21 protein-coding genes and 2 pseudogenes are annotated in these 23796 nt (G+C 67.4%); 19 read left to right on the plus strand and 4 right to left on the minus strand.

What is annotated here, in order from left to right:
* The first annotated feature begins 12 nt into the window (after positions 1-12).
* The 11 genes and pseudogenes from BEN78_11170 to BEN78_11220 all read left to right on the plus strand — a co-directional run bounded on the left by BEN78_11170 (position 13) and on the right by BEN78_11220 (position 8185).
* Positions 13-552, plus strand: coding sequence for a 30S ribosomal protein S5 (locus BEN78_11170; GenBank protein ID ASR43850.1), 540 nt, complete (start codon positions 13-15; stop codon positions 550-552).
* The gene (locus BEN78_11175; GenBank protein ASR43851.1) at positions 545-742 is read left to right on the plus strand and encodes a 50S ribosomal protein L30; all 198 of its coding nucleotides are present in this window, start codon (positions 545-547) and stop codon (positions 740-742) included. Before BEN78_11170 ends, BEN78_11175 begins: the two co-directional genes overlap by 8 nt.
* A gap of 5 nt (positions 743-747) precedes the next feature.
* Positions 748-1182 (plus strand): 50S ribosomal protein L15, encoded by a 435-nt coding sequence (locus tag BEN78_11180; GenBank protein ID ASR43852.1) that lies wholly within the window; start codon positions 748-750, stop codon positions 1180-1182.
* A gap of 6 nt (positions 1183-1188) precedes the next feature.
* A pseudogene (locus BEN78_11185) lies at positions 1189-2537 on the plus strand (preprotein translocase subunit SecY).
* 479 nt (positions 2538-3016) lie between these two features.
* Entirely contained in the window at positions 3017-3373 is a 357-nt protein-coding gene (locus BEN78_11190; GenBank protein ID ASR43853.1) for a 30S ribosomal protein S13, read from the plus strand.
* Between the two features lie 12 nt (positions 3374-3385).
* The gene (locus BEN78_11195) at positions 3386-3778 is read left to right on the plus strand and encodes a 30S ribosomal protein S11 (GenBank protein ASR43854.1); all 393 of its coding nucleotides are present in this window, start codon (positions 3386-3388) and stop codon (positions 3776-3778) included.
* 15 nt (positions 3779-3793) lie between these two features.
* On the plus strand, positions 3794-4426 hold the full coding sequence (locus BEN78_11200; protein ASR43855.1) for a 30S ribosomal protein S4: 633 nt from the start codon (positions 3794-3796) through the stop codon (positions 4424-4426).
* 54 nt (positions 4427-4480) lie between these two features.
* Positions 4481-5479: a DNA-directed RNA polymerase subunit alpha gene (locus tag BEN78_11205; GenBank protein ASR43856.1), complete on the plus strand. Its 999-nt coding sequence runs from the start codon at positions 4481-4483 to the stop codon at positions 5477-5479.
* A 186-nt stretch (positions 5480-5665) separates the two neighbouring features.
* Positions 5666-6043 carry a 50S ribosomal protein L17 gene (locus BEN78_11210; GenBank protein ASR43857.1) on the plus strand — a complete coding sequence of 126 codons (378 nt, stop codon included), beginning with the start codon at positions 5666-5668 and terminating at the stop codon, positions 6041-6043.
* Between the two features lie 174 nt (positions 6044-6217).
* Positions 6218-6742: a disulfide bond formation protein B gene (locus BEN78_11215; protein ASR43858.1), complete on the plus strand. Its 525-nt coding sequence runs from the start codon at positions 6218-6220 to the stop codon at positions 6740-6742.
* A gap of 48 nt (positions 6743-6790) precedes the next feature.
* Positions 6791-8185, plus strand: coding sequence for a 3-deoxy-7-phosphoheptulonate synthase (locus BEN78_11220; GenBank protein ID ASR43859.1), 1395 nt, complete (start codon positions 6791-6793; stop codon positions 8183-8185).
* A 461-nt stretch (positions 8186-8646) separates the two neighbouring features.
* Here BEN78_11220 and BEN78_11225 read toward each other — a convergent pair whose 3' ends face one another.
* From BEN78_11225 to BEN78_11235, 3 genes and pseudogenes are all read right to left on the minus strand, one after another.
* Complete coding sequence (locus BEN78_11225) at positions 8647-9105, minus strand: hypothetical protein (GenBank protein ASR43860.1); 459 nt, start codon at positions 9103-9105, stop codon at positions 8647-8649.
* Positions 9105-9689, minus strand: a complete 585-nt coding sequence (locus BEN78_11230; GenBank protein ASR43861.1) for a hypothetical protein — start codon at positions 9687-9689, stop codon at positions 9105-9107. Before BEN78_11230 ends, BEN78_11225 begins: the two co-directional genes overlap by 1 nt.
* Positions 9686-11514: pseudogene (locus BEN78_11235) on the minus strand (GTP-binding protein TypA). The gene BEN78_11230 and the pseudogene BEN78_11235 overlap by 4 nt, the downstream one beginning before the upstream one ends.
* Before the next feature lie 153 nt (positions 11515-11667).
* Here BEN78_11235 and BEN78_11240 point away from each other — a divergent pair.
* From BEN78_11240 to BEN78_11260, 5 genes are all read left to right on the plus strand, one after another.
* Positions 11668-12162, plus strand: coding sequence for a peptidylprolyl isomerase (locus BEN78_11240; protein ASR43862.1), 495 nt, complete (start codon positions 11668-11670; stop codon positions 12160-12162).
* 50 nt (positions 12163-12212) lie between these two features.
* The gene (locus tag BEN78_11245; GenBank protein ID ASR43863.1) at positions 12213-12995 is read left to right on the plus strand and encodes a hypothetical protein; all 783 of its coding nucleotides are present in this window, start codon (positions 12213-12215) and stop codon (positions 12993-12995) included.
* Positions 12996-13148: 153 nt separating this feature from the next.
* The gene (locus BEN78_11250) at positions 13149-14348 is read left to right on the plus strand and encodes an aminotransferase (protein ID ASR43864.1); all 1200 of its coding nucleotides are present in this window, start codon (positions 13149-13151) and stop codon (positions 14346-14348) included.
* 69 nt (positions 14349-14417) lie between these two features.
* Complete coding sequence (locus BEN78_11255) at positions 14418-15404, plus strand: malate dehydrogenase (GenBank protein ID ASR43865.1); 987 nt, start codon at positions 14418-14420, stop codon at positions 15402-15404.
* 220 nt (positions 15405-15624) lie between these two features.
* Positions 15625-17526 carry a propionate--CoA ligase gene (locus tag BEN78_11260; GenBank protein ID ASR43866.1) on the plus strand — a complete coding sequence of 634 codons (1902 nt, stop codon included), beginning with the start codon at positions 15625-15627 and terminating at the stop codon, positions 17524-17526.
* A gap of 75 nt (positions 17527-17601) precedes the next feature.
* On the opposite strand, the gene BEN78_11265 is transcribed toward BEN78_11260, so the two are convergent.
* Positions 17602-18792, minus strand: coding sequence for a citrate synthase (locus BEN78_11265; GenBank protein ASR45091.1), 1191 nt, complete (start codon positions 18790-18792; stop codon positions 17602-17604).
* Positions 18793-18920: 128 nt separating this feature from the next.
* On the opposite strand from BEN78_11265, the gene BEN78_11270 reads away from it, so the two are divergent.
* From BEN78_11270 to BEN78_11280, 3 genes are read left to right on the plus strand one after another with little or no spacing between them, the layout of a single operon-like run.
* Positions 18921-19808, plus strand: a complete 888-nt coding sequence (locus tag BEN78_11270) for a methylisocitrate lyase (GenBank protein ID ASR43867.1) — start codon at positions 18921-18923, stop codon at positions 19806-19808.
* Between the two features lie 33 nt (positions 19809-19841).
* Entirely contained in the window at positions 19842-21002 is a 1161-nt protein-coding gene (locus BEN78_11275) for a 2-methylcitrate synthase (GenBank protein ASR43868.1), read from the plus strand.
* Between the two features lie 50 nt (positions 21003-21052).
* Entirely contained in the window at positions 21053-23665 is a 2613-nt protein-coding gene (locus BEN78_11280; GenBank protein ASR43869.1) for a Fe/S-dependent 2-methylisocitrate dehydratase AcnD, read from the plus strand.
* Positions 23666-23796 lie beyond the last annotated feature (131 nt).

A 23796-nucleotide genomic window follows, 5' to 3' on the forward strand; every position in this document is an offset into this window, starting at 1 on the left:
CAGGCATCCAAGATGGCAAACGAAAGGGAAAACCGCGGGCGCGACCGTAATCGCGACCGCGAAGAACTCGACGACGGCATGATCGAGAAGCTGATCACGGTCAACCGCGTCAGCAAGACCGTCAAGGGCGGTCGCCAGTTCACGTTCACCGCGCTGACGGTCGTCGGCGACGGCAACGGCAAGGTCGGCTTCGGTTACGGTAAGGCGCGCGAAGTGCCGGTCGCGATCCAGAAGTCGATGGAGCAGGCCCGCAAGAACCAGAAGGCCGTCGATCTCAACGGCAGCACCCTGTGGCACACGGTCAAGTCGCGCCACGGTGCGGCGAACGTGTTCATGCAGCCCGCCTCCGAGGGTACCGGCGTGATCGCCGGTGGCGCGATGCGCGCCGTGCTCGAGGCCGTTGGCGTGAAGGACGTGCTGGCCAAGGCTGTGGGTTCGCGCAACCCGATCAACCTGGTGCGCGCGACGATCCGCGGCCTGTCGGAGATGCATTCGCCGGCACAGATCGCGGCCAAGCGCGGCAAGAAGCTGGAGGACATCACCCATGGCTAAGAACGAAGCCGCTGGCGGCACCGTCAAGGTGCGCCTGGTGAAGGGTCTGCGCGGTTCGCAGGCCAAGCACCGTCTGTCGGTCAAGGCGCTGGGCCTCAACAAGCTCAACGACGTGCGCGAACTGAAGGACAGCCCGCAGGTCCGTGGCCTGATCAACAAGGTCCACTATCTGGTCCGGGTCGAGGAGTAATCGATATGAAGCTCAACACTCTCAAGCCCGCACCGGGCGCCCGCACCGAGCGCACCCGCGTCGGTCGCGGTATCGGCTCGGGCCTCGGCAAGACCGCCGGCCGCGGCCACAAGGGTTCGTTTGCACGTTCGGGCAAGGGCAAGATCAAGGCCGGCTTCGAAGGCGGCCAGATGCCGCTGCGCAAGCGTTTGCCGAAGGTCGGCTTCCGTTCGCGCCTGAAGAACGACACCGCCGAAGTCTTCCTGTACCAGCTCGAGAAGCTCGAAGGCACGGTCGATTTCGCCGCGCTGCGCGCCGCCAAGCTGGTGCCGGCGACCGCCAAGCGCGCCAAGATCGTCAAGAACGGCGAGATCGGCAAGGCGCTGACCTTCAAGGGCCTGCTGGCCACCGCTGGCGCCCGTGCGGCGATCGAAGCGGCCGGCGGCAAGGTCGAGGAGTAATCGCCGATGTCGCGGAGCGGCAGCGCAATGGGTGGGGTTGGCGCCGGGCTCGGTAAGTTCACCGAGCTCCGCCAGCGCCTGCTGTTCGTGCTCGGGCCCTGATCGTCTATCGCATCGGGTGCTTCATCCCGGTCCCGGGCGTCAATCCCGAGGCCATGCTGCAGCTGATGGAGCAGCAGGAAGGCACGATCGTGGACATGTTCAACATGTTCTCCGGTGGTGCGCTGTCGCGCTTCAGCCTGTTTGCGCTGAACGTGATCCCGTACATCTCCGCGTCCATCGTCATGCAGCTGCTGGTGCAGGTGGTGCCGAGCCTGAAGGCCATCCAGAAGGAAGGCGAGTCGGGCCGGCGCCGCATCACCCAGTGGTCGCGCATCGGTGCGATCCCGCTGGCGATCTTCCAGTCGGCGGGTATCGCGGTGGCGCTGCAGAGCTCGGGCGCCAACAACGGCATCCCGGTCGTCTATTCGCCGGGCATGGGCTTCGTGCTGACCGCGATCGTCGCGCTCACCGCCGGCACCATGTTCCTGGTCTGGCTGGGCGAGCAGGTCACCGAGCGCGGTATCGGCAACGGTGTGTCGCTGATCATCTTCGCGGGCATCGTCGCCGGCCTGCCGGGTGCGGTGTTCGGCACGATCGAGTCGCTGCGCAATGGCGACATGAGCCCGATCGCGGCGATTCTGCTGGTGGCGGTGGTGCTGGCGGCGACGTTCTTCGTGGTGTTCGTCGAGCGTGGCCAGCGTCGGATCACTGTCAACTACGCGCGCCGCCAGGGCGGTCGCAACGCGTACATGAACCAGACTTCGTTCCTGCCGCTCAAGCTCAACATGGCGGGCGTGATCCCGGCGATCTTCGCTTCGTCGATCATCATGTTCCCGGCGACGGTCTCGACCTGGTTCGGTGAGGCCGGATCGGCGACCTGGCTGCAGCGCTTGGCACAGGCGATGTCGCCCGGTGAGCCGCTGTACGTGCTGCTGTTCGGTGGTCTGATCGCCGGTTTCGCGTTCTTCTACACCGCACTGGTGTTCAACTCGCAGGAAACCGCCGACAACCTGAAGAAGTCCGGTGCGCTGATCCCGGGCATCCGTCCGGGCAAGGCCACCGCCGACTACATCGACGGCGTGCTGACCCGGCTGACTGCGGTGGGTGCTGGCTACCTGGTGCTGGTCTGTCTGTTGCCGGAGTTCATGCGCGCCGAGTTCGGCAGTTCGTTCCACTTCGGTGGCACGTCGCTGCTGATCGTGGTGGTGGTGGTGATGGATTTCATTGCCCAGGTGCAGTCGCATCTGATGTCGCACCAGTACGAGAGCCTGCTCAAGAAGGCCAACCTCAAGGGCGGCTCGCGCCCCCGCTGACGGTTCGTCGTTCGGCGCCGCCTCGCAGTCCGGGGCGGTGCGTGGTGCCGCCCTGCGCCGATGGCGTGCGGCGGGCGTCACTTGGTGGTATGCTGTTCTGCTGCCGCCGGTTGCCTCGTGCGCCGGCACAGAATTCTTCGCGGTCCGGGACTCTCCCCGGCATCGCACGTCTCGCCCGGCAGGGTGGGGCACGGGGGCCGGACACACGCGCCGGACCCCAGGATGGGCGACTCGCGCGGCGGTCTCGGGCGCGGGTGGTGCAGGGTGATCCGCACGCCAGAGTAGCGCGCGGGGCTTTTGGGGAGTCGTCCCCGGTTGCCGCCCCGGTACCGTCGCCGGAGCATGGGCACACTCCCCATGCCGGGTCGAGCCGCTTGTTCAGGGCGCGACTGCACGCAGTTCCGAGGCCTTGCTATCATTTCATGTTCCCTTTTGTCGGGATTGAACCCCCGGCAGCCCCAACAGTTGGAGATCCGCGCATGGCGCGTATTGCAGGCGTGAACCTGCCTGCCCAGAAGCATGTCTGGGTCGGGCTTCAGAGCATCTACGGCATCGGCCGTACCCGGTCGAAGAAGGTCTGCGAATCCGCGGGCGTCGAGGCCACCACCAAGATCCGCGACCTGTCGGAGCCGGAAGTCGAGCGCCTGCGCGCCGAAGTCGGCAAGTTCGTGGTCGAGGGCGACCTGCGTCGTGAGGTCGGTATCGCGATCAAGCGTCTGATGGACCTGTCGTGCTACCGCGGCCTGCGCCATCGTCGCGGCCTGCCGCTGCGCGGCCAGCGCACCCGGACCAATGCTCGTACCCGCAAGGGTCCGCGCAAGGCCATCAAGAAGTAAGGAATCCTATTCATGGCCAAGCCGTCCGCAACCAAGACCAAGAAGAAGATCAAGCGCGTCGTCACTGACGGCATCGCGCATGTCCACGCTTCGTTCAACAACACGATCGTCACGATCACCGACCGCCAGGGCAATGCGCTCTCGTGGGCGACCTCCGGCGGTGCCGGCTTCCGCGGTTCGCGCAAGTCGACCCCGTTCGCAGCCCAGGTGGCTGCCGAGAAGGCCGGCAAGGCCGCGCTCGACTACGGCGTCAAGTCGCTGGAAGTTCGCATCAAGGGCCCGGGTCCGGGTCGTGAGTCGGCCGTGCGTTCGCTCAACAACGTGGGCTACAAGATCATCAACATCATCGACGTGACGCCAATCCCGCACAACGGGTGCCGTCCGCCGAAGAAGCGTCGCGTCTAAAGGAGCGATCAAGAAATGGCTCGTTATATCGGTCCTACCTGTAAGCTCGCGCGCCGCGAAGGCGCCGACCTGTCGCTCAAGAGCCCGACGCGCGCGTTGGATTCCAAGTGCAAGCTCGAGCAGAAGCCCGGCCAGCACGGCGCCGGCAACACCCGTCGCGGCAAGCTGTCCGACTACGCCACCCAGCTGCGCGAGAAGCAGAAGGTCAAGCGTATCTACGGTCTGCTGGAGCGTCAGTTCCGCAACTACTACAAGAAGGCCTCGACCAAGAAGGGCAACACGGGTGAAAACCTGCTGCAGCTCCTCGAGACCCGCCTCGACAATGTCGTCTACCGCATGGGCTTCGCCGTCACCCGCCCGGCCGCGCGCCAGCTGGTGTCGCACCGCGGCGTCACGGTCAACGGCCAGCCGGTCAACCTGCCGTCGTACCAGGTCAAGGCCGGCGACGCGATCGCGCTGTCGGAGAAGGCCCAGAAGCAGCTCCGCGTCCAGGAGGCTCTGACCGTCTCCTCGTCGATGGACCTGTCGCCGTCGTGGGTCGAGGTCGACTCGAAGAAGTTCAGTGGTGTGTTCAAGGCCGTGCCCGATCGTGGCGACCTGCCGGCGGACATCAACGAAGCGCTGATCGTCGAGCTGTACTCGAAGTAATTCATTCAGGCCTCCGCGCCCCCGGCGCGGACGGTCTCCAGGAGACACACAAACATGACGGCTACCGCCAACCAGGTACTGCGTCCCCGTGGCCCGCAGATCGAACGCCTTGCCGGCAACCGTGCAAAGGTCGTGATCGAGCCGCTGGAGCGCGGTTACGGGCACACGCTGGGCAACGCCCTGCGTCGCGTGCTGCTGTCGTCGATTCCGGGCTTCGCGATCACCGAAGTCGAGATCGACGGCGTGCTGCACGAGTACAGCACCATCGAGGGCCTGCAGGAGGACGTGCTCGAAGTCCTGCTGAACCTCAAGGACGTCGCGATCCGCATGGGCACCGGCGAAAGCGCGACGCTGTCGCTGTCGAAGTCGGGCCCGGGCGTGGTGACTGCCGCCGACATCAAGACCGACCACAACGTCGAGATCCTCAACGGCGAGCACGTGATCTGCCATCTGACCAAGGATGCGTCGATCAACATGCGCCTGAAGATCGAGCGCGGTTTCGGCTACCAGCCGGCCGCCGCCCGTCGTCGTCCCGACGAGGAGACCCGTGCGATCGGTCGTCTGATGCTCGATGCGTCGTTCTCGCCCGTCCGCCGCGTCGCCTATGAGGTCGAGGCCGCTCGCGTCGAGCAGCGCACCGACCTCGACAAGCTGGTCATCGATATCGAGACCAACGGCACGATCGATGCCGAGGAAGCCGTGCGCACCGCCGCCGACATCCTCACCGAGCAGCTGTCGGTGTTCGGCGACTTCACGCACCGCGACCGCGGCGCCGCCAAGCCGCAGACCCCGGGCGTCGATCCGATTCTGCTGCGCCCGATCGACGATCTGGAGCTGACGGTGCGTTCGGCCAACTGCCTCAAGGCCGAGAGCATCTACTACATCGGCGACCTGATCCAGAAGACCGAGGTCGAGCTGCTCAAGACGCCGAACCTGGGCAAGAAGTCGCTCACCGAGATCAAGGAAGTGCTCGCGCAGCGCGGCCTGGCCCTGGGCATGAAGCTCGAGAACTGGCCGCCGGCCGGTGTCTCCAGCCACGGCATGCTTGGCTGATGCAACACGTGGAAGGCGCGTCCTATCAGGACGCGCCTTTCGCGCATCGCCAGACGGGCTTCGAGGCCCGCGGCGATCGCCGGTGATGGATCACCGGTTTTTCGGACCATCCGCAGTCCAAGTCACAACGCCAGGAAGGCGACAACGATGTCCAACGACCCACCATTCCACTGAAGGATCCAACCCATGCGCCACCAGAAAGCCGGTCGCAAGTTCAACCGCACCAGCGCCCATCGCGAAGCGATGTTCCGCAACATGGCCGCCTCGTTGATCAAGAACGAGCTGATCAAGACCACCCTGCCCAAGGCCAAGGAACTGCGCCGCGTGGCCGAGCCGCTGATCACCCTGGCCAAGGTCGATGGCGTCGCCAACCGCCGCCTCGCATTCGCGCGTCTGCGCGACAAGGAAGCGGTCGGCACCCTGTTCACGACGCTGGGCCCGCGCTATCAGTCGCGTCCGGGCGGTTACCTGCGCATCCTGAAGGCGGGCTTCCGCGCCGGCGACAACGCGCCGATGGCCTACGTCGAACTGGTCGATCGCCCGCAGGCCGACGCCGCCGAGTGATTCCGACCGGTCGGGCATCGCCCGATCCGTGTCTCCCAGAGACCCCGGCCCATGCCGGGGTTTTCTGCGTCTGGGGGCATCGTTGCGAGTCCAGATCCGGCGCGTTGCGCAGCAGGTCTTTGGCTTTCGCCGCTGCGGCGGGATAATCGCCGTCTCCCTTTCTGGCCCATTTCCATGAATCCACTGCGCTGGTCGTTCTGCACCCTGATGCTCGTCGGTGGTGTCGCCTGCTTTGCGCTGATCGGCTTTGCGATCTACTCGCAGCTGCAGTGGGGATTGCAGCCATGCCCGCTGTGCATCTTCCAGCGCATCGCGTTCGCGGCGCTGGGCCTGGTGCTGCTGATCGCCGGAGTGCATGCGCCCAAGAGGCAGGGCGGGCGGCGCGTCTACGGCGTGCTGGGTCTGGCCGCCGCCGCGGTCGGCATCGGCATCGCCGGGCGGCATGTCTGGCTGCAGATGCATCCGCCGGGCTTCGTGACCTGCGGCGCGCCGTTCGCCTTCATGCGCCAGACCATGGACACGCCCACGCTGATCCAGAAGGTCCTGACCGGCAGCGGCGACTGCGGCACGATCGACTGGACCTTTCTGGGCCTGTCGATGCCCGCCTGGAGCCTGCTGTGGTTCTTGTTGCTGGGTGCGGTCGCGGTGTATGCCGCGTGGCGCCCGCAGCGCAGCGCGCCTTCTGGCAGCCGAAATTGACGCAGCGCAGCAAGCTGCGATGATGTGCGCTCGCACGAGGATGTTCCGATGCCCGCTTCCGCCGAACGCAGTCTGCGCCCTGTGACCCTGCCTGAAGACTGGGCCCCCGAGAGCTGGCGCAGCCGTCCCGCTGCGCAGCTGCCGGTGTATCCCGATACCGAGGCACTGAGCGAAGTGCAGGCCGAGCTCCGGGCATTGCCGCCGTTGGTGACCTCCTGGGAGATCCTGAGCCTGAAGCAGCAGTTGGCCGAAGCCCAGGACGGCCAGCGCTTCGTGTTGCAGGGCGGCGACTGCGCCGAGCATTTCGGCGACTGCACCTCCGAGATCATCTCCAACCGCCTGAAGGTGCTGCTGCAGATGAGCCTGGTGCTCGTGCATGGCATGCGCCTGCCGGTCGTGCGGGTTGGCCGGTTCGCAGGCCAGTACGCCAAGCCGCGCTCGGCCGAGACCGAAGTGCGCGACGGCGTCGCCTTGCCGAGTTATCGCGGCGATGTGGTCAATGCGCCGGGGTTCACCGCGCAGGCGCGGACCCCGGATCCGCGCCGCATGATCAAGGCGCACGCGCGCTCGGCGATGACGATGAACTTCGTCCGCTCGTTGATCGACGGTGGTTTTGCCGATCTGCATCACCCCGAGTATTGGGGGCTGGATTGGGTGGGGCATTCGCCGCTGGCCGAGGAGTACCAGCGCATGGTCTCGGGGCTCGGCGATGCGGTGCGTTTCATGGAGACGCTGGCCGGCACCCAGGTGCACACGCTCAAGCGTGTCGATTTCTACACCTCTCACGAAGCGCTGCTGCTGCCCTACGAGGAGGCGCAGACGCGCCAGGTGCCGCGCCAGTGGGGCTGGTTCAACCTCAGCACGCATTTCCCTTGGATCGGCGTGCGCACCGCAGCGCTCGACGGCGCGCATGTGGAGTACTTCCGCGGCCTGCGAAATCCGATCGGGGTCAAGGTCGGGCCGACCTCGACGCCGGACGAGCTGCTGCGTCTGATCGAGCTGCTCAATCCCGACGACGAGCCGGGGCGACTGAGCCTGATCCACCGGATGGGCGCGACGAAGATCGCCGAGCGCCTGCCGGCACTGCTCGATGCGGTCAAGCGCTCCGGCCGCCGCGTGCTGTGGATCTGCGACCCGATGCACGGCAATACCGAGTCGACCCGCAACGGCTTCAAGACCCGGCGCTTCGACAACATCCGCAGCGAGATCGAGCAGGCGTTCGATCTGCATGCCGCGGCCGGTACCCGCCTGGGGGGCGTGCACCTGGAGCTGACCGGCGAGGACGTCACCGAGTGCATGGGCGGCGCACGGGCGCTGACCGAGGTCGATCTGGAGCGCGCCTACAAGAGCCAGGTCGATCCGCGGCTCAACTACGAGCAGGCGCTGGAGACGGCGATGCTGATCGTGCGCAAGCGCGCACAGGTCGGCCGCGCGGTGGGGTGAGCTGCGTTGGCGTAGCTGAGAGAGGCCAGCTGCCTATAAGGCTCTAGTGCAGCTCGTTGCCGCACCAGTGCCTGGCTTCGGAGACAGCGTTGCGCCGACCGGGGGTTGCTCCTCGGCTCGGCAGCCATCCATGGCTGACTCGCCGCCGCGGGCCATCCATGGCCCGCTCTGCGCAACCCCCAGCCGGCACAACGCACTGCGGCTGGAAGTTCGAGGCGGCGGACTGACGGCCGGTGGCTGCGTCTAGCACGCCATGGATGGCGTGCGCCCGAGTCAAGGCAGGATGCCTTGACCGAGGGGAGAGCTGCTTCCGGCCGGCAGGCCGATGCCCATCCGAAGTCGGCGTGCTTCAGGGCCTGAGTCTTTCGGTGTGAGAGAACGAAGTCGTCAGAATCCAGCTTTCGCCGAAATAAAGGCTCAGTGGTGCTCGCGTCTGAGATCTGACCGTTTCTAGGGTTGCTTCAGCCGCCCGCGCGTCGCCGGTACAGATCGCGGGCCAGCACCAGCACGATCAGCAGATTGAGCAGGAACACACCCCAGGTCATCCAGTCGGGGTGGTGCCAGAGCGCGTAGATCTCGAACGGCAGATACGCGGCGGCGCCGATGACGCCGAGCCACGAGGCCCAGGCGCGGTGCCACCACAGACCCCAGGCTTCGAGCAGGCGCATGGCCGCATAGATCAACGCGACGGCAATCGCGATATGCAGCGTCTGCGGCGTGATCGCGTCGAGCAGATCCGTGCCGAAGCGATCGGCATCCGCGCCAAACCGCATGAGCACGCGCTCGACCTGGTGCTGCAGCGCATCGGGCCCGATTGCTGCAAGGCCGCCGGCGACGAGCAGGGCGACGGCGCCCTTGCTCGCCTCGAACAGCGCGATTGCGCGCAGGCCGTTGTGTGCAGGGGTGAGGTCGTCGGCCATCAGAACAACGCATCCTGGCGCGGCGGCGGGGGCAGCGGAGCGCCAGTCAGCGGCCAGCTGCCGAGCACGTCGTAGCGACCGCCGGGATTGAACAGCAGTTCGAAGGTATCGACCGTCAGCGGGCCGATGTCGCAGTCGACGGTGTCGAGCCAGGACTGCGCGTCGAGTCCCTTCGGCAGATAGGCCAGGGTCACGTGCGGTTGGGTCGTCACCTGCGCCGGCGTGATGCCGCAGCGGCGGATCGCATCACGCGTCGCATCGCACAGCGCCTGCAGGGCCACACAGTTGTGCGGCAACGCGACGACCGCTCCCGACTGGCGCCAGTAGACGAGCCGTTCGAGGGTGCACGTGTGCGGCGGGATCCGGGCCCCGACAGCCGCGAACGCATCGAGCAGTGCGGGCGTTGCGAGATGGCCCACGTCGTGGCCGATGAAGCAGAGCGTGGCATGCCACTGATCGGCGCGTCGCAGTTGCAAAGAAGGCGCGTCCGATGGACGCGCCTCCTGCAGGCGTTGCGACAGCGTCGCGAGCGCCGCCCGACCGGCAGCGTCGGGCCGCCACCCCGGGAACAGCGCCTGGCTCACGCGGCGCGGGAGGCGCGCTTGCGGTCGCTTTCGGTCAGCAGCTTCTTGCGCAGCCGGATTTCCTTCGGGGTGACTTCGACCAGCTCGTCGTCCTCGATGAAATCCAGGGCCTGTTCCAGCGAGTACTTCAGCGCCGGGGTCAGCTTGATCGCGTCGTCCTTGCCCGAGGCGCGGACGTTGGTCAGCGGCTTGCCCTTGATGACGTTGACTGTCAGGTCGTTGTCCTTGGAGTGGATGCCGACCAACTGGCCCTCGTAGACGTTGTCGCCTTCGGCCGCGAACAGCCGGCCGCGCTCTTCCAGCGGGCCGAGCGAGTAGGCCGGCGTCATGCCCGGCGCATTGGCGATCATCACGCCGTTGTTGCGCTTGGCGATCGGGCCGGTCTCCTTGGGACCGTAGTGGTCGAAGACGTGGAACAGCAGACCCGAGCCCTGGGTCAGGGTCTTGAACTCGTTCTGGAAGCCGATCAGACCGCGCGCCGGGATCATGTAGTCCAGACGCACGCGGCCCTTGCCGTCGGGCTCCATGTTCTTGAGCTGGGCCTTGCGGGTGCCGAGCTTCTCCATCACGCCGCCCTGGTGCTGCTCTTCGATGTCCACCACGAGCTGCTCGACCGGTTCCATCAGCTGGCCGTCGATCTCCTTGATGATCACTTCCGGGCGCGACACGGCCAACTCGTAGCCTTCGCGGCGCATGTTCTCGATCAGCACCGACAGGTGCAGCTCGCCACGGCCCGAGACCAGGAACTTGTCGGCGTCGGCGGTCTCCTCGACCTTCAGCGCAACGTTGTGCAGCGTCTCGCGCTCCAGGCGCTCGCGGATCTGGCGGCTGGTGATGAACTTGCCGCCGCTGTGCTCCTTGCTGCCGGCGAACGGCGAGTTGTTGACCTGGAAGGTCATCGAGATCGTCGGCTCGTCGACGGTCAGCGCCGGCAGTGCTTCGGGGGTGTCGAGCGCGCAGACGGTGTCGGAGATCGACAGGTCCTGCACGCCGGCGATCGCGACGATGTCGCCGGCCTGCGCCTCCTCGACTTCCACGCGCTCCAGGCCCAGGAAGCCCAGCACCTGCACGACCTTGCCCTGGCGCTTCTTGCCTTCGCGGTCGACGACGCTCACCGGCATGTTCTTCTTCAGCTTGCCACGCTGGATGCGGCCGATGCCGATCAGGCCGACGAAGTTGTTGTAGTCGAGCTGGCTGATGCGCATCTGGAACGCGCCGTCGATGTCGACTTCGGGGCCGGCACGTGCTGCATGATCGCTTCGTAGAGCGGGGTCATGTCGCCCGAGCGGACGCTGTCGTCCAGGCTCGCATAGCCGTGCAGCGCCGAGGCGTAGACGATCGGAAAGTCGAGCTGCTCGTTGGTCGCGCCGAGCTTGTCGAACAGGTCGAACACCTGGTCGATGACCCAGTCGGGGCGCGCGCCGGGGCGGTCGATCTTGTTGACGACGACGATCGGCTTGAAGCCCATCGCGAACGCCTTCTGGGTCACGAAGCGGGTCTGCGGCATCGGCCCGTCCATCGCGTCGACCAGGATCAGCACCGAGTCGACCATCGACAGCACGCGCTCGACCTCGCCGCCGAAGTCGGCGTGGCCGGGGGTGTCGACGATGTTGATGCGGTTGCCTTGCCAGTTGATGGCGGTGTTCTTGGCCAGGATCGTGATGCCACGTTCCTTTTCCTGGTCGTTGCTGTCCATCACGCGCTCGGCGAGCACGGTGCGTTCGGACAGGGTGCCCGACTGCTTGAGCAACTGGTCGACGAGGGTGGTCTTGCCGTGGTCGACGTGGGCGACGATGGCGATGTTGCGCAGGCGTTCGAGAGACATGGGCAAGGCCGCACCTGGCTTTGACCTGGCGCGCTAGGGCAGTGGAGGAAGCCGGCTATCATACCTTGTCGCGCGCCGCGCGCGACAGGCGGCTTGAAATCGGCCATTGGGGCCGCATCCAGCCTGTCGGACCACCCCAACCCAGGATTCCCGATGTCCCTGCACGCCGTATTCGATACCGACCGTGGCCAGATCCAGGTCGAACTGTTCGCCGACAAGGCCCCGCTGACCGTCGCCAACTTCGTCAACCTGGCCAAGCGCGGCTTCTACGACGGGCTGAACTTCCACCGCGTCATCGCCGACTTCATGGTCCAGGGCGGCTGCCCCGAGGGCTCGGGCCGCGGCGGCCCGGGCTATCGTTTCGAAGATGAAACGAACAACGGCGTCAAGCATGAACGCGGTGTGCTGTCGATGGCCAACGCCGGTCCCAACACCAACGGCAGCCAGTTCTTCATCACCCACATCAAGACCGACTGGCTGGACGGCAAGCACACCGTGTTCGGCAAGGTCACGCAGGGCCTGGACGTGGTGGATGCGATCAAGCAGGGCGACGTCATCAAGTCGGTGAAGATCGAAGGCGACGCCGAGGCCGTGCTGGCCGCCAAGGCCGATCGCGTCGCGGAGTGGAACAAGACCCTCGCGGCGTGATGCAATCGGCAGGCCGGCGCATTGCCGGCCTGCCTGCTGTGAGGGACGCCATGACATCGCCTGCCCGCCTGCGATCCCTCGCGCTGCTGCCGGCCCTGCTGCTGGGCCTGGGCGCATGCGATCGCCCATCCGAGGACGCACAGCTGGCCCCGTCCACACCGTCGCCGGCGGCATCGCAGCCCCAGGATCCGGCGTTCGAACAGAGCCTGGAGGGCATCTGGAGCACCGGCGGCGCGCAGGGCGACGATGCGCAGACGGTCTACGCCATCGAATACCAGGCCGGCGCGGGCCTGCGGATTCTGCGCGACGGTGCCTGGCTCGACGGCGCTGTCGAGGACGTGGACCTCGACAACCAGACCCTGGCCTTCCGCATCGACCGTCAAGACGGGCCTGACGAGACCGCCACACTGCGCAAGGTGCGCGATCCGGCCGCCGGCGACGGCTTCACGCTGCGCCTGACCTGGGCGCAGGGGCAGACCGAGGAACTGGGCTTCGTGCGCCGCCTCACCCCGCGCGATCGCCAGGAGATCACGCTCGCCGTCTCGCAGGCCGACCAGGTCCCGGCAGTGGCCTGCGATACCGACGCCGCCCAGGGCAGCCTGCGGGCGACGCTGGTCTGCAACCGCGACGACTTCGCCGCGCTCGACCGCAACCTGCACGCGCAACTGGTCGAGCTGTCGGCGCGCTACCCCGACGGCGACCGCACCGCGGCGGTGGTGGTCCAGCAACTCGACGCCTGTACCACGCCGGCCTGCCTGCGCGAGGTCTACGCAAAGTGGCAGGCCTACTTCGACGAGAACTACGACCTGGGCGACGTGCTGGACTATCTGTAGGCGCCAATGCCCCGGCCTGACGCCCGCGCACCGCCGTGCAGCGGGTAGGGCGGCCCCTTGGCGCGGTCGCACCGAAGTGCCGTGATACCATTTCGCGCCGGAAAAACCGCTCTCTCCAGCTGCCGGCCAGCCCTCCCCAAACGAGGTTGTGCGATGCTCCAGCTCGCTGCGCGCACCGGTCGCGCCAAGCCCAGCGCCATCATGCAGGTCGCCGAGAAGGCCAAGCGTCTGAAGGCCGAGGGGCGGGACATCATCAGTTTCTCGATCGGCGTGCCGAACTTTCTGCCCGGCCCGCACGTCTATGCCGCCGCGCGCGATGCGCTCGACCGCGACAGCGGCCAGTACGGCAGCAACCGTGGCGGCGATGCGCTGCTCGACGCCTTCATCGGCCATCTCGATCGCATCGGCCTGCCGGGCTATACGCGCGCCCATTGCGCGAGCGGCATCGGCGCCAAGCACATCCTCTACACGCTGGCCGAAGTGCTGCTGGACGAAGGCGACGGGTTCGCGTTCGCCACGCCGTACTGGACGACCTATCTCGACATCGCGCAGATCGTCGGCGCCGACATCCGGCTGCTGCCGTGCCCGCCGGAACAGGACTACAAGCTGACCCCGGCCCAGCTCGACGCCGCGCTGGCGCAACGGCCCAAGGTCTTCCTGTTCAACAACCCGTCCAACCCGACCGGCATGGTCTACACCCAGGCCGAGATCGCCGCGCTGGCGGATGTGATGGCGCGCCATCCCGACACCTGGATCGTCACCGACGACATCTACAACGCGATGGTGTTCGACGGTATCGGCTACCACCACGTCACGCAGGCCCGCCCCGAACTGCGCGAGCGCACGATCTTCGTCGACTCGTTGTCCAAGACCTACGGCATGCCGGGGTGGCGCGTCGGCCTGCTGGCCGGCCCCGAGCGCGTGGCGACCGCCTTTGTGACGATGAATTCCAACCACATCACCAACGTGCCGGAGGTCGTGACCGCGGCCGCGGTCGCCGCCCTGTCCGGTCCCCAGGACGTGCCCAGGGCCAAGTGCGCCGAGTTCCAGGCGCGTCGCGACGTGGTGATGGCCGCGCTGGCGGAGATTCCGGGCGTCGTATGCCCCAAACCTGCCGGCGCCTTCTACGTGTTTCCCGACATCAGCGTCGCGTTCGGCAAGTCGCATGGCGGCCTGCGTATCGAGAACGATGTCGACCTGTGCAATGCGCTGCTCGAGGCCAAGGGCGTGGCCTGCGTGCCCGGCTCGGCCTTCGGCGAGCCGCGGGCGTTGCGTATCAGCTACACCTGCCCGGAGGCGCAACTGGTGCCCGGGCTGACCCGCATCCGCGAGTTCTTCGCGGAATTGACCTGAGCCGACGGCGCCGCCGCCTGGTTCGCCCCCACCCACGTAACCGTTCGATTTGATACGAGAGGATTGACGATGAAGAAGCCCGTCCGTGTTGCCGTGACCGGCGCCGCCGGCCAGATCGGCTATGCGCTGCTGTTCCGGATCGCCTCCGGCGAGATGCTGGGCAAGGACCAGCCGGTGATCCTGCAGCTGCTCGAACTGCCGATCGACAAGGCGCAGGCCGCGCTCAAGGGCGTGATCATGGAGCTGGAGGACTGCGCGTTCCCGCTGCTGGCCGGTACCGTCGGGACCGACGATCCTGAAGTCGCGTTCAAGGACGCCGACATCGCGCTGCTGGTCGGTGCGCGTCCCCGCGGCCCGGGCATGGAGCGCAAGGATCTGCTGCTGGAAAACGCGAAGATCTTCACCGCCCAGGGCGCCGCACTGAACAAGGTCGCCTCGCGCGACGTCAAGGTGCTGGTCGTCGGCAACCCCGCCAACACCAATGCCTACATCGCGATGAAGTCCGCGCCCGACCTGCCGGCCAAGAACTTCACCGCAATGCTGCGCCTGGACCACAACCGCGCACTGAGCCAACTGTCGACCAAGGCCGGCGTGGCCGTGGGCGAGATCGAGAAGCTGATCGTCTGGGGCAACCACAGCCCGACCATGTACCCCGACTACCGCTTTGCGACCGTCGGCGGCGCATCGCTGAAGGACAAGATCGGCGACGACGCCTGGAACGCCGAAACCTTCATCCCGCAGGTCGGCAAGCGTGGCGCGGCGATCATCGAGGCCCGTGGTCTGTCGTCGGCCGCCTCGGCCGCCAACGCTGCCATCGATCACGTGCGCGACTGGGTGCTCGGCTCGAACGGCAAGTGGACCACGATGGGCATTCCCTCCGATGGGTCCTACGGCATCCCCGAAGGCGTGATCTTCGGCTTCCCGGTGACCACCGAGAACGGTGAGTACACGATCGTCCGCGACCTGCCGATCGACGACTTCAGCCAGAAGGCCATCGACAAGACCCTGGCCGAGCTCGAGGAAGAGCGTTCGGGCGTCGCGCACCTGCTGGGTTGACCGGCACCGCGTTTGCCTCGCAAGGCCGGCCCTTGGGCCGGCCTTGTCGTATCCGGTGCAGGCGACGTCCGCCCGGCAGTGGCGATGCCGCGCACGCGCCGCCATGACGCGATCCTGGCCGTCGCAGGCCATGGATGCGCGCGTACTAGACCAACGTCGTAGCGCGGCCGGCGCGCTCCACGGTCTAGCCTTCGGGATCCTCCCATCCGTAGGCAGGGCCATGCGTTACGACGACTTCCATCGCCGCTCCATCGAGGACCCCGAGGGTTTCTGGGGCGAGCAGGCGCAGGCGATCCACTGGCACAAGGCGCCCGAGCGAATCCTTGATGATTCGAAGCCGCCGTTTCGCAAGTGGTTCGTCGGCGGCCTGACCAATCTCTGCTACAACGCGGTCGACCGCCATCTCGAGACCGGCGGCGATCGGCTCGCGCTGGTCGCGATCTCGAGCGAGACGGGGCAAACGCGCGAGCTCAGCTATCGCCAACTGCATCGCGAGGTCGTCGACTTCGCCGCAGTCCTGGTCGCGCTCGGCGTCGGGCGCGGCGATCGCGTGGTCATCTACATGCCCAACATGGCCGAGACGGTGTTCGCGATGCTCGCCTGCGCGCGCATCGGTGCGGTGCATTCGGTGGTCTTCGGTGGCTTCGCCGCGCACAACCTGGCATTGCGCATCGACGACGCCAAGCCTGCGCTGCTGATCGCGGCCGATGCCGGCAGCCGCGGTGGCAAGGTCATTCCCTACAAGCCGCTGGTGGATGCGGCGCTGGCGCAAGCGACCTCGCCGCCGCCGCGCGTGCTGATCGTTGACCGCGGGCTTGCGCCCGGCGGGTCGCGGGTCGAGGGGCGCGACGTCGACTACGCCACGCTGCGCGCCGCGCACGCCGGCAGCGATGTGCCGGTCGAATGGCTGGAATCCAACGAACCCAGTTACCTGCTCTACACCTCGGGCACGACCGGCAAGCCCAAGGGCGTGCAGCGCGACGTCGGCGGCTACGCGGTTGCGATGGCGCTGTCGATGTGGGCGATCTACGACGTGCGTCCGGGCCAGGCGATGTTCTCGACGTCCGACGTCGGCTGGGCGGTCGGCCACTCCTACAACGTTTATGGCCCGCTGATCGCCGGCGCCACCGCGATCCTCTACGAAGGCTTGCCGACGGCGCCCGACGCGGGCATCTGGTGGAAGATCTGCGCCGACTATGGCGTGCGCACGATGTTTTCCTCGCCGACTGCGATCCGCGTGCTGAAGAAGCAGGACCCGAAGTTCCTGCGCCAGTACGACCTGTCGGCACTGCGGTATCTGTTTCTGGCCGGCGAGCCGCTCGACGAGCCGACCGCGAGCTGGATCAACGCAGGCCTGGGCGACACGACGATCATCGACAACTACTGGCAGACCGAGACCGGCTGGCCGGTGCTGGCGCTGATGCCCGGCGTCGAAATGAAGCCGGTGAAGTTCGGCTCGCCCGGGCTGCCGACGCCTGGATACGACCTGCGCGTGATCGACGAGGCGACCGGCGAGCGGGTGCCGCCGGGCACCAAGGGCGTGCTGGTGATCCAGCCGCCGTTGCCGCCGGGCTGTATGACCACGGTGTGGAATGACGATGCACGCTTTGTGTCGAGCTACTTCTCGCATTTCAAGGCGCTGGTCTACAGCTCGCTGGACTGGGCGATCCAGGACGAGGACGGCTACACCTTCATCCTCGGGCGCACCGACGACGTCATCAACGTCGCCGGCCACCGCCTGGGGACGCGTGAGATCGAGGAGTCGGTGGCCAGCCATCCGGCCGTCGCCGAGGCCGCGGTGATCGGCGTGGCCGACGAGATCAAGGGGCAGGTGCCGATCGTGTTCGCGACGCTCAAGCAGGCCGCGTCCGATCCCCAGGCCCAGCACGCCACTGCCGGGGAGATGATGCGCACGGTGGCCGACCAGCTCGGCGCCGTCGCGCGGCCCGCGCGGGTGTACGTGGTCAGTGCGCTGCCGAAGACGCGTTCGGGCAAGCTGCTGCGGCGCTCGTTGCAGGCCCTGGCCGAATCGCGCGACCCCGGCGACCTGTCGACGCTGGACGACCCGAACGCGCTGGAGGAGGTGCGCCGGGTGCTCGCGCGCGGCGCCGATGCCGGATGAGCGTGGCCGCGTCCTTCCGTTGACGTCGAAGCGACCCCAGGTGTGCGGCCGGGGCCAGCCCCGGCTGCCGTGCGTTCACTCCGGCTCGATACCGGTGTAGCGCGCGCGGGGCCGGATCAGCCGGCCCAGCGCCTGCTGTTCCAGCGCGTGCGCCAGCCAGCCCGACAATCGCCCGGCCGCGAATATCGCCAGCGCAGGCGTCGCCGGAAGGTCATGGACGAAGCAGATCGCCGCCAGCATGCCGTCGATGTTGGGCGGTCGGCCGCTGGTCTCGGCGGCCGCGGCAATGACCGTCTCGACCTGGCGCATCCGCGGCGTGTCTCCGCGCGTGGCGCGCAGCCGCGCCAGCACATGCGCCGCGCGCGGGTCGCCGTCTGGATACAGCACATGGTGGAAGCCGGGCAGGTCGTCGCCGCGCTGCCAGCGCTCGGCGATGTAGCCGGCCGGCGAGGGCGTGTCGCAGGCTTCGCGGATCAGCGCATGCGCACGTGCCGTCGCGCCACCATGGCGCGGTCCCGACAGGGCGGCCAGACCCGCGCAGACGGTCGCGTGCAGGTGCGCGCCGGTGGACGCGACCACGCGCGCGGCGAAGGCCGAGACGTTGAGCTCATGATCGGCGCACAGCACCAGGGCGGCCCGGACCAGGTCCGCGAAGACCGCATCGCCCGGACACCAGGCCTCGGCGAGCACCACGTGGACGGGCCGTGCATCGGGCTGGCCGGCGACCAGCAGCGCCGCGTTCTGCCGCAGCAGCGTCGCTGCGATGCCGCGCTTGGCGGCCGGCGCCGCGCTCAGGGAGTGGCGCAGATCGGGCGCGAGCAGCGGCAGGACCGCCATCGCGCGCTCGATCGGCGGCAGCGTGGCATCGCCGGCGATCGTCGCGACCCGCGCCGGCCACGGGTCGACGGCGGCATCGAACGGGTCGCTGTCGCCGCAGTCCCACAGCAGTCGAGCCGCGTCCTCGAGCGTCGCCCCGGCTTCGACCATCGCCACCGCCGAGCGCCCCCGGTAGTAGGGGCTGTCGGGCCGGATCAGCGAGATCCGCGTCTCCATGACCGGCAGGCCGCGGTCGAGGCTCTGCGCCGCGCCGCGGGCCGCGCCGCGCCCGGCGCGCTTGCGTTGGCGCAGGCGCTCCACGTCCTGGCGCAGATAGACGCGACTGCGATGGTCCGGCCCCGGGCGCGATTCCAGCAGGCCGCGGCTCACGTAGGCGTACAGGGTCGCGGTGCTGATGCCGAGTGCCGCGCAGGCCTCGGCGGCGGACATCAGATCGCCATCGTTCGCATTCACTGTGAATTCCGATGTATTGATTGATTCGATCAAGATTGATCAACCATTCGTACAGTGACACATTGCGCGTCATCGCGGTACACCGCAGTCCCGGAGTCGCATCGATGAGCACCCTGTCCGCTGGCGCCCGGTTCCGCGCCGCCCTCGCCGCCGAGTCGCCGTTGCAGGTGATCGGTGCGATCAACGCCAACCACGCGCTGCTCGCCAAACGCGCCGGGTTCCAGGCGATCTATCTGTCGGGCGGCGGCGTCGCTGCTGGCTCGCTCGGCCTGCCGGATCTGGGCATCAACACGCTCGAGGATGTGCTGATCGACGTGCGCCGGATTACCGACGTCTGCGATCTGCCGTTGCTGGTCGACATCGATACCGGGTTCGGGCCGAGCGCTTTCAACATCGAGCGCACGGTCAAATCGCTGATCAAGGCCGGCGCTGCGGCCTGCCATATCGAGGACCAGGTCGGCGCCAAGCGCTGCGGCCATCGGCCGGGCAAGGAGATCGTGTCGCAGGGCGAGATGGTCGACCGGGTCAAGGCGGCGGCCGATGCCAAGACCGATCCCGATTTCTTTCTGATCGCGCGCACCGATGCGATCCAGGTCGACGGCGTGGATGCCGCGATCGAACGCGCGATCGCCTGCGTCGAGGCCGGCGCCGATGGCATCTTCGCCGAGGCGGCCTACGACCTCGAGACCTACCGCCGGTTCGTCGATGCGGTGAAGGTGCCGGTGCTGGCCAATATCACCGAGTTCGGCAAGACGCCGCTGTTCACCCGCGACGAGTTGGCCTCGGCGGGGGTGGCGATCCAGTTGTTCCCGCTGTCGGCGTTCCGCGCCGCGAACAAGGCGGCCGAGAACGTCTACGCCACCGTGCGCCGCGACGGCCACCAGCAGAACGTCGTCGATGCGATGCAGACGCGCGAGGAACTGTACGAGCGCATCGGCTATCACGCCTTCGAGCAGCGGCTGGACGCGCTGTTCGCATCCAACAAGCAGTAAGCGATCCATCCAGGCATTCACCGGAGATCCCAGATGAGCGACACCGCCACCACCGCCCCCGGCTTCAAGCCGAAGAAGTCCGTCGCGCTGAGCGGCACGGCCGCCGGCAACACCGCGCTGTGCACGGTCGGCCGCAGCGGCAACGACCTGCACTACCGCGGCTACGACATTCTCGATCTCGCGCGCACCAGCGAGTTCGAGGAGATCGCCTATCTGCTGGTCCACGGCAAGCTGCCCAACGAAGCCGAGCTGCGTGGCTACAAGGCCAAGCTCAAGTCGCTGCGCGGCCTGCCGGCGGCGGTCAAGGCGGCGCTGGAAGAGCTGCCGCCGTCGGCGCATCCGATGGACGTCATGCGCACCGGCGTGTCGGTGCTCGGATGCGTGCTGCCCGAGAAAGACGACCACAACCATCCGGGCGCGCGCGACATCGCCGACAAGTTGATGGCCAGCCTCGGTTCGATGCTGCTGTACTGGTACCACTGGAGCCACAACGGCCGTGTCATCGACGTGGAGACGGACGACGACTCGATCGGCGGGCACTTCCTGCATCTGCTGCACGGCGTCCCGCCGCGCGAGTCGTGGGTCCGGGCGATGCACACCTCGCTGATCCTCTACGCCGAGCACGAATTCAATGCCTCGACGTTCGCCAGCCGCGTGATCGCAGGCACCGGCAGCGACCTGTATTCGTGCATCGCCGGCGGCATCGGCGCGCTGCGCGGGCCCAAGCATGGCGGTGCCAACGAAGTCGCCTTCGAAGTGCAGAAGCGCTATGACACGCCGGACGAGGCCGAGGCCGACATCCGCGCGCGCGTGGAGAAGAAGGAAGTGATCATCGGCTTCGGCCACCCGGTGTACACCGTCAGCGATCCACGCAACGTGGTCATCAAGGACGTCGCGCGGGAACTGTCCGACGAGGTCGGCAGCCGCAAGATGTACGACATCGCCGAGCGCCTGGAAACGGTGATGTGGGACATCAAGAAGATGTTCCCCAACCTCGACTGGTTCAGCGCGGTGAGCTACCACATGATGGGCGTGCCGACGGCGATGTTCACCCCGCTGTTCGTCATCGCCCGCACCGCGGGCTGGAGCGCGCACGTCATTGAGCAGCGCATCGACGGCAAGATCATCCGCCCCAGCGCCAACTACACCGGTCCCGAGGACCAGCCGTTCGTGCCGCTGGCCGAGCGCAAGTAAGCGCCCCATCCGCCTTCGGCATCAAACGCCCTTCTTCGAAGTAGCCAGCCATGAACAGCCAGCACCGCAAGCCCCTTCCCGGTACCGACCTCGATTGGTTCGACGCACGTGAGGCGGTCGAGGCGCTGTCGCCCGGCGCCTACGCCCGCATGTCCTACACCGCCCGTGTGCATGCCGAGAACCTCGTGCGACGCTGCGATCCGGCGCTGCTCGACGATGCGTTGCGGCAGTTGATCGAGCTGCGCCGCGACCTCGACTTCCCGTGGTATCCGGCGCGCGTGGTCTGTCACGACATCCTCGGCCAGACGGCGCTAGTGGACTTGGCGGGCCTGCGCGATGCGATTGCCGAGCAGGGCGGTGACCCGGCCAAGGTCAATCCGGTGGTGCCGGTGCAACTGATCGTCGACCATTCGCTGGCGGTGGAGTGCGGCGGCTTCGATCCCGATGCGTTCACCAAGAACCGGGCGATCGAGGACCGGCGCAATGCCGACCGCTTCGACTTCATCGACTGGACCAAGCGGGCGTTCCGCAACGTCGAGGTGATTCCGCCGGGCAACGGGATCATGCACCAGATCAACCTGGAGAAGATGTCGCCGGTGATCTACACCCAGCAGGCCGCCCAGGGACGCGGCGTCGCGTTTCCCGACACCTGTGTCGGCACCGACAGCCACACCCCGCATGTCGATGCGCTGGGAGTGATTGCGATCGGTGTCGGCGGCCTGGAGGCGGAGAACGTCATGCTCGGGCGCGCGTCGTGGATGCGCACCCCCGAGATCGTCGGTGTGGAGCTCGCGGGTCGTCCGGGTCCGGGCATCACCGCGACCGATGTGGTGCTGGCGCTGACCGAGTTCCTGCGCAAGTCGAAGGTGGTCGGCGCGTATCTGGAGTTCCGCGGCCCCGGCGCAGCGGCGCTGACCATCGGCGATCGCGCGACGATCTCCAATATGGCGCCCGAATACGGTGCGACCGCAGCGATGTTCTTCATCGACGACAACACGCTCGACTATCTGCGTCTGACCGGTCGCGACGATGCCCAGGTGCAGTTGGTGGAGACCTATGCCAAGGCCGCCGGCCTGTGGGCCGATGCCCTCGATGGCGCGCAGTACGAGCGCACGCTGCACTTCGATCTGTCGAGCGTGGTGCGCAACATGGCCGGCCCTTCGAACCCGCACAAGCGGGTCGCGACCCGCGACCTCGCCGCCAGCGGCATCGCCGGTGCGTGGGAGATGCCGCTTGAGGGCACGATGCCCGATGGCGCGGTGATCATCGCCGCGATCACCAGCTGCACCAACACCTCCAACCCGCGCAACGTGATCGCCGCCGGCCTGCTGGCGCGCAACGCGAACGCGCGCGGCCTGCTGCGCAAGCCGTGGGTCAAGACGTCGCTGGCGCCCGGGTCGAAGGCGGTCGAGCTGTATCTGCGCGAGAGTGGCCTGCTGCCCGAACTCGAGCAACTGGGCTTTGGCATCGTCGCGTTCGCCTGCTCCACCTGCAACGGCATGAGCGGTGCGCTGGACCCGGCGATCCAGCAGGAGATCATCGACCGCGATCTCTACGCCACGGCAGTGCTCAGCGGCAACCGCAACTTCGACGGCCGCATCCATCCCTACGCCAAGCAGGCCTTCCTGGCCTCACCGCCGCTGGTGATCGCCTACGCGATCGCCGGCACGGTGCGCTTCGACATCGAACAGGACGTGTTGGGGATCGATGCCGACGGCAACGCGGTCACGCTCAAGGACATCTGGCCCAGCGACGAGGAGATCGACGCGGTGGTCAAGGCCAGCGTCAAGCCCGAGCAGTTCCGCAGTGTCTACGGCCCGATGTTCAAGCTGCACGTCGATACCGGCGAGCGCGTCGCGCCGCTGTACGACTGGCGGCCGATGAGCACCTACATCCGGCGCCCGCCGTACTGGGAAGGCGCATTGGCCGGCGAACGTACCCTGCGCGGCATGCGCCCGCTCGCAGTGCTGGGCGACAACATCACCACCGACCACCTGTCGCCGTCGAATGCGATTCTCGCCAGCAGTGCGGCCGGCGAGTACCTGGCGAAGATGGGCGTGCCGGAGGAGGACTTCAATTCCTACGCCACCCACCGCGGCGACCACCTGACCGCGCAGCGGGCGACCTTCGCCAATCCGAAGCTGATCAACGAGATGGCCGTCGTCGATGGCCAGGTCAAGCAGGGCTCGCTGGCGCGGATCGAACCCGAGGGCCAGGTCGTGCGCATGTGGGAGGCGATCGAGACCTACATGGCGCGGCGCCAGCCGCTGATCATCGTCGCCGGCGCGGACTACGGCCAGGGCAGCTCGCGCGACTGGGCCGCCAAGGGCGTCCGCCTGGCCGGTGTGGAGGCGATCGTGGCCGAAGGCTTCGAGCGCATCCACCGCACCAACCTGATCGGCATGGGCGTGCTGCCGTTGGAGTTCCAGCCCGGGACCACGCGGCTGACGCTGGGCATCGACGGCACCGAGACCTTCGACGTGATCGGCGAGCGCACCCCGCGCGCGATGCTGACCCTGGCGATCCATCGCAAGGACGGCACGCAACTCGCGGTCCCGGTGACCTGCCGTCTCGACACCGCCGAAGAAGTCTCGATCTACGAGGCCGGCGGCGTGCTGCAGCGCTTCGCGCAGGATTTCCTGGCGTCCAACAAGGCGGCATGAAAGCGCGCCTTTCCCCCAGCCCCTCTCCTGCAGGGGAGAGGGGAGACAAACGGGGGTCTCGCCGAAGCGCATGTGCGTGGAGGCCTCCTGCGAAAAGGTCGGACAAGGCCGGCTGAGCGATCTCCAGGAAA

Source organism: Xanthomonas citri pv. mangiferaeindicae (assembly GCA_002240395.1).
In the GTDB taxonomy this organism is placed as follows: Bacteria; Pseudomonadota; Gammaproteobacteria; order Xanthomonadales; family Xanthomonadaceae; genus Luteimonas; species Luteimonas citri_A.

What these genes read in the sequence shown, in the direction of transcription:
- BEN78_11170 (ASR43850.1), top strand. Translation starts at nt 13, where the DNA reads ATGGCAAACGAAAGGGAAAACCGCGGGCGCGACCGTAATCGCGACCGC.
- BEN78_11175 (ASR43851.1), top strand. Translation starts at nt 545, where the DNA reads ATGGCTAAGAACGAAGCCGCTGGCGGCACCGTCAAGGTGCGCCTGGTG.
- BEN78_11180 (ASR43852.1), top strand. Translation starts at nt 748, where the DNA reads ATGAAGCTCAACACTCTCAAGCCCGCACCGGGCGCCCGCACCGAGCGC.
- BEN78_11190 (ASR43853.1), top strand. Translation starts at nt 3,017, where the DNA reads ATGGCGCGTATTGCAGGCGTGAACCTGCCTGCCCAGAAGCATGTCTGG.
- BEN78_11195 (ASR43854.1), top strand. Translation starts at nt 3,386, where the DNA reads ATGGCCAAGCCGTCCGCAACCAAGACCAAGAAGAAGATCAAGCGCGTC.
- BEN78_11200 (ASR43855.1), top strand. Translation starts at nt 3,794, where the DNA reads ATGGCTCGTTATATCGGTCCTACCTGTAAGCTCGCGCGCCGCGAAGGC.
- BEN78_11205 (ASR43856.1), top strand. Translation starts at nt 4,481, where the DNA reads ATGACGGCTACCGCCAACCAGGTACTGCGTCCCCGTGGCCCGCAGATC.
- BEN78_11210 (ASR43857.1), top strand. Translation starts at nt 5,666, where the DNA reads ATGCGCCACCAGAAAGCCGGTCGCAAGTTCAACCGCACCAGCGCCCAT.
- BEN78_11215 (ASR43858.1), top strand. Translation starts at nt 6,218, where the DNA reads ATGAATCCACTGCGCTGGTCGTTCTGCACCCTGATGCTCGTCGGTGGT.
- BEN78_11220 (ASR43859.1), top strand. Translation starts at nt 6,791, where the DNA reads ATGCCCGCTTCCGCCGAACGCAGTCTGCGCCCTGTGACCCTGCCTGAA.
- BEN78_11225 (ASR43860.1), bottom strand. Translation starts at nt 9,105, where the DNA reads ATGGCCGACGACCTCACCCCTGCACACAACGGCCTGCGCGCAATCGCG.
- BEN78_11240 (ASR43862.1), top strand. Translation starts at nt 11,668, where the DNA reads ATGTCCCTGCACGCCGTATTCGATACCGACCGTGGCCAGATCCAGGTC.
- BEN78_11245 (ASR43863.1), top strand. Translation starts at nt 12,213, where the DNA reads ATGACATCGCCTGCCCGCCTGCGATCCCTCGCGCTGCTGCCGGCCCTG.
- BEN78_11250 (ASR43864.1), top strand. Translation starts at nt 13,149, where the DNA reads ATGCTCCAGCTCGCTGCGCGCACCGGTCGCGCCAAGCCCAGCGCCATC.
- BEN78_11255 (ASR43865.1), top strand. Translation starts at nt 14,418, where the DNA reads ATGAAGAAGCCCGTCCGTGTTGCCGTGACCGGCGCCGCCGGCCAGATC.
- BEN78_11260 (ASR43866.1), top strand. Translation starts at nt 15,625, where the DNA reads ATGCGTTACGACGACTTCCATCGCCGCTCCATCGAGGACCCCGAGGGT.
- BEN78_11265 (ASR45091.1), bottom strand. Translation starts at nt 18,792, where the DNA reads ATGTCCGCCGCCGAGGCCTGCGCGGCACTCGGCATCAGCACCGCGACC.
- BEN78_11270 (ASR43867.1), top strand. Translation starts at nt 18,921, where the DNA reads ATGAGCACCCTGTCCGCTGGCGCCCGGTTCCGCGCCGCCCTCGCCGCC.
- BEN78_11275 (ASR43868.1), top strand. Translation starts at nt 19,842, where the DNA reads ATGAGCGACACCGCCACCACCGCCCCCGGCTTCAAGCCGAAGAAGTCC.
- BEN78_11280 (ASR43869.1), top strand. Translation starts at nt 21,053, where the DNA reads ATGAACAGCCAGCACCGCAAGCCCCTTCCCGGTACCGACCTCGATTGG.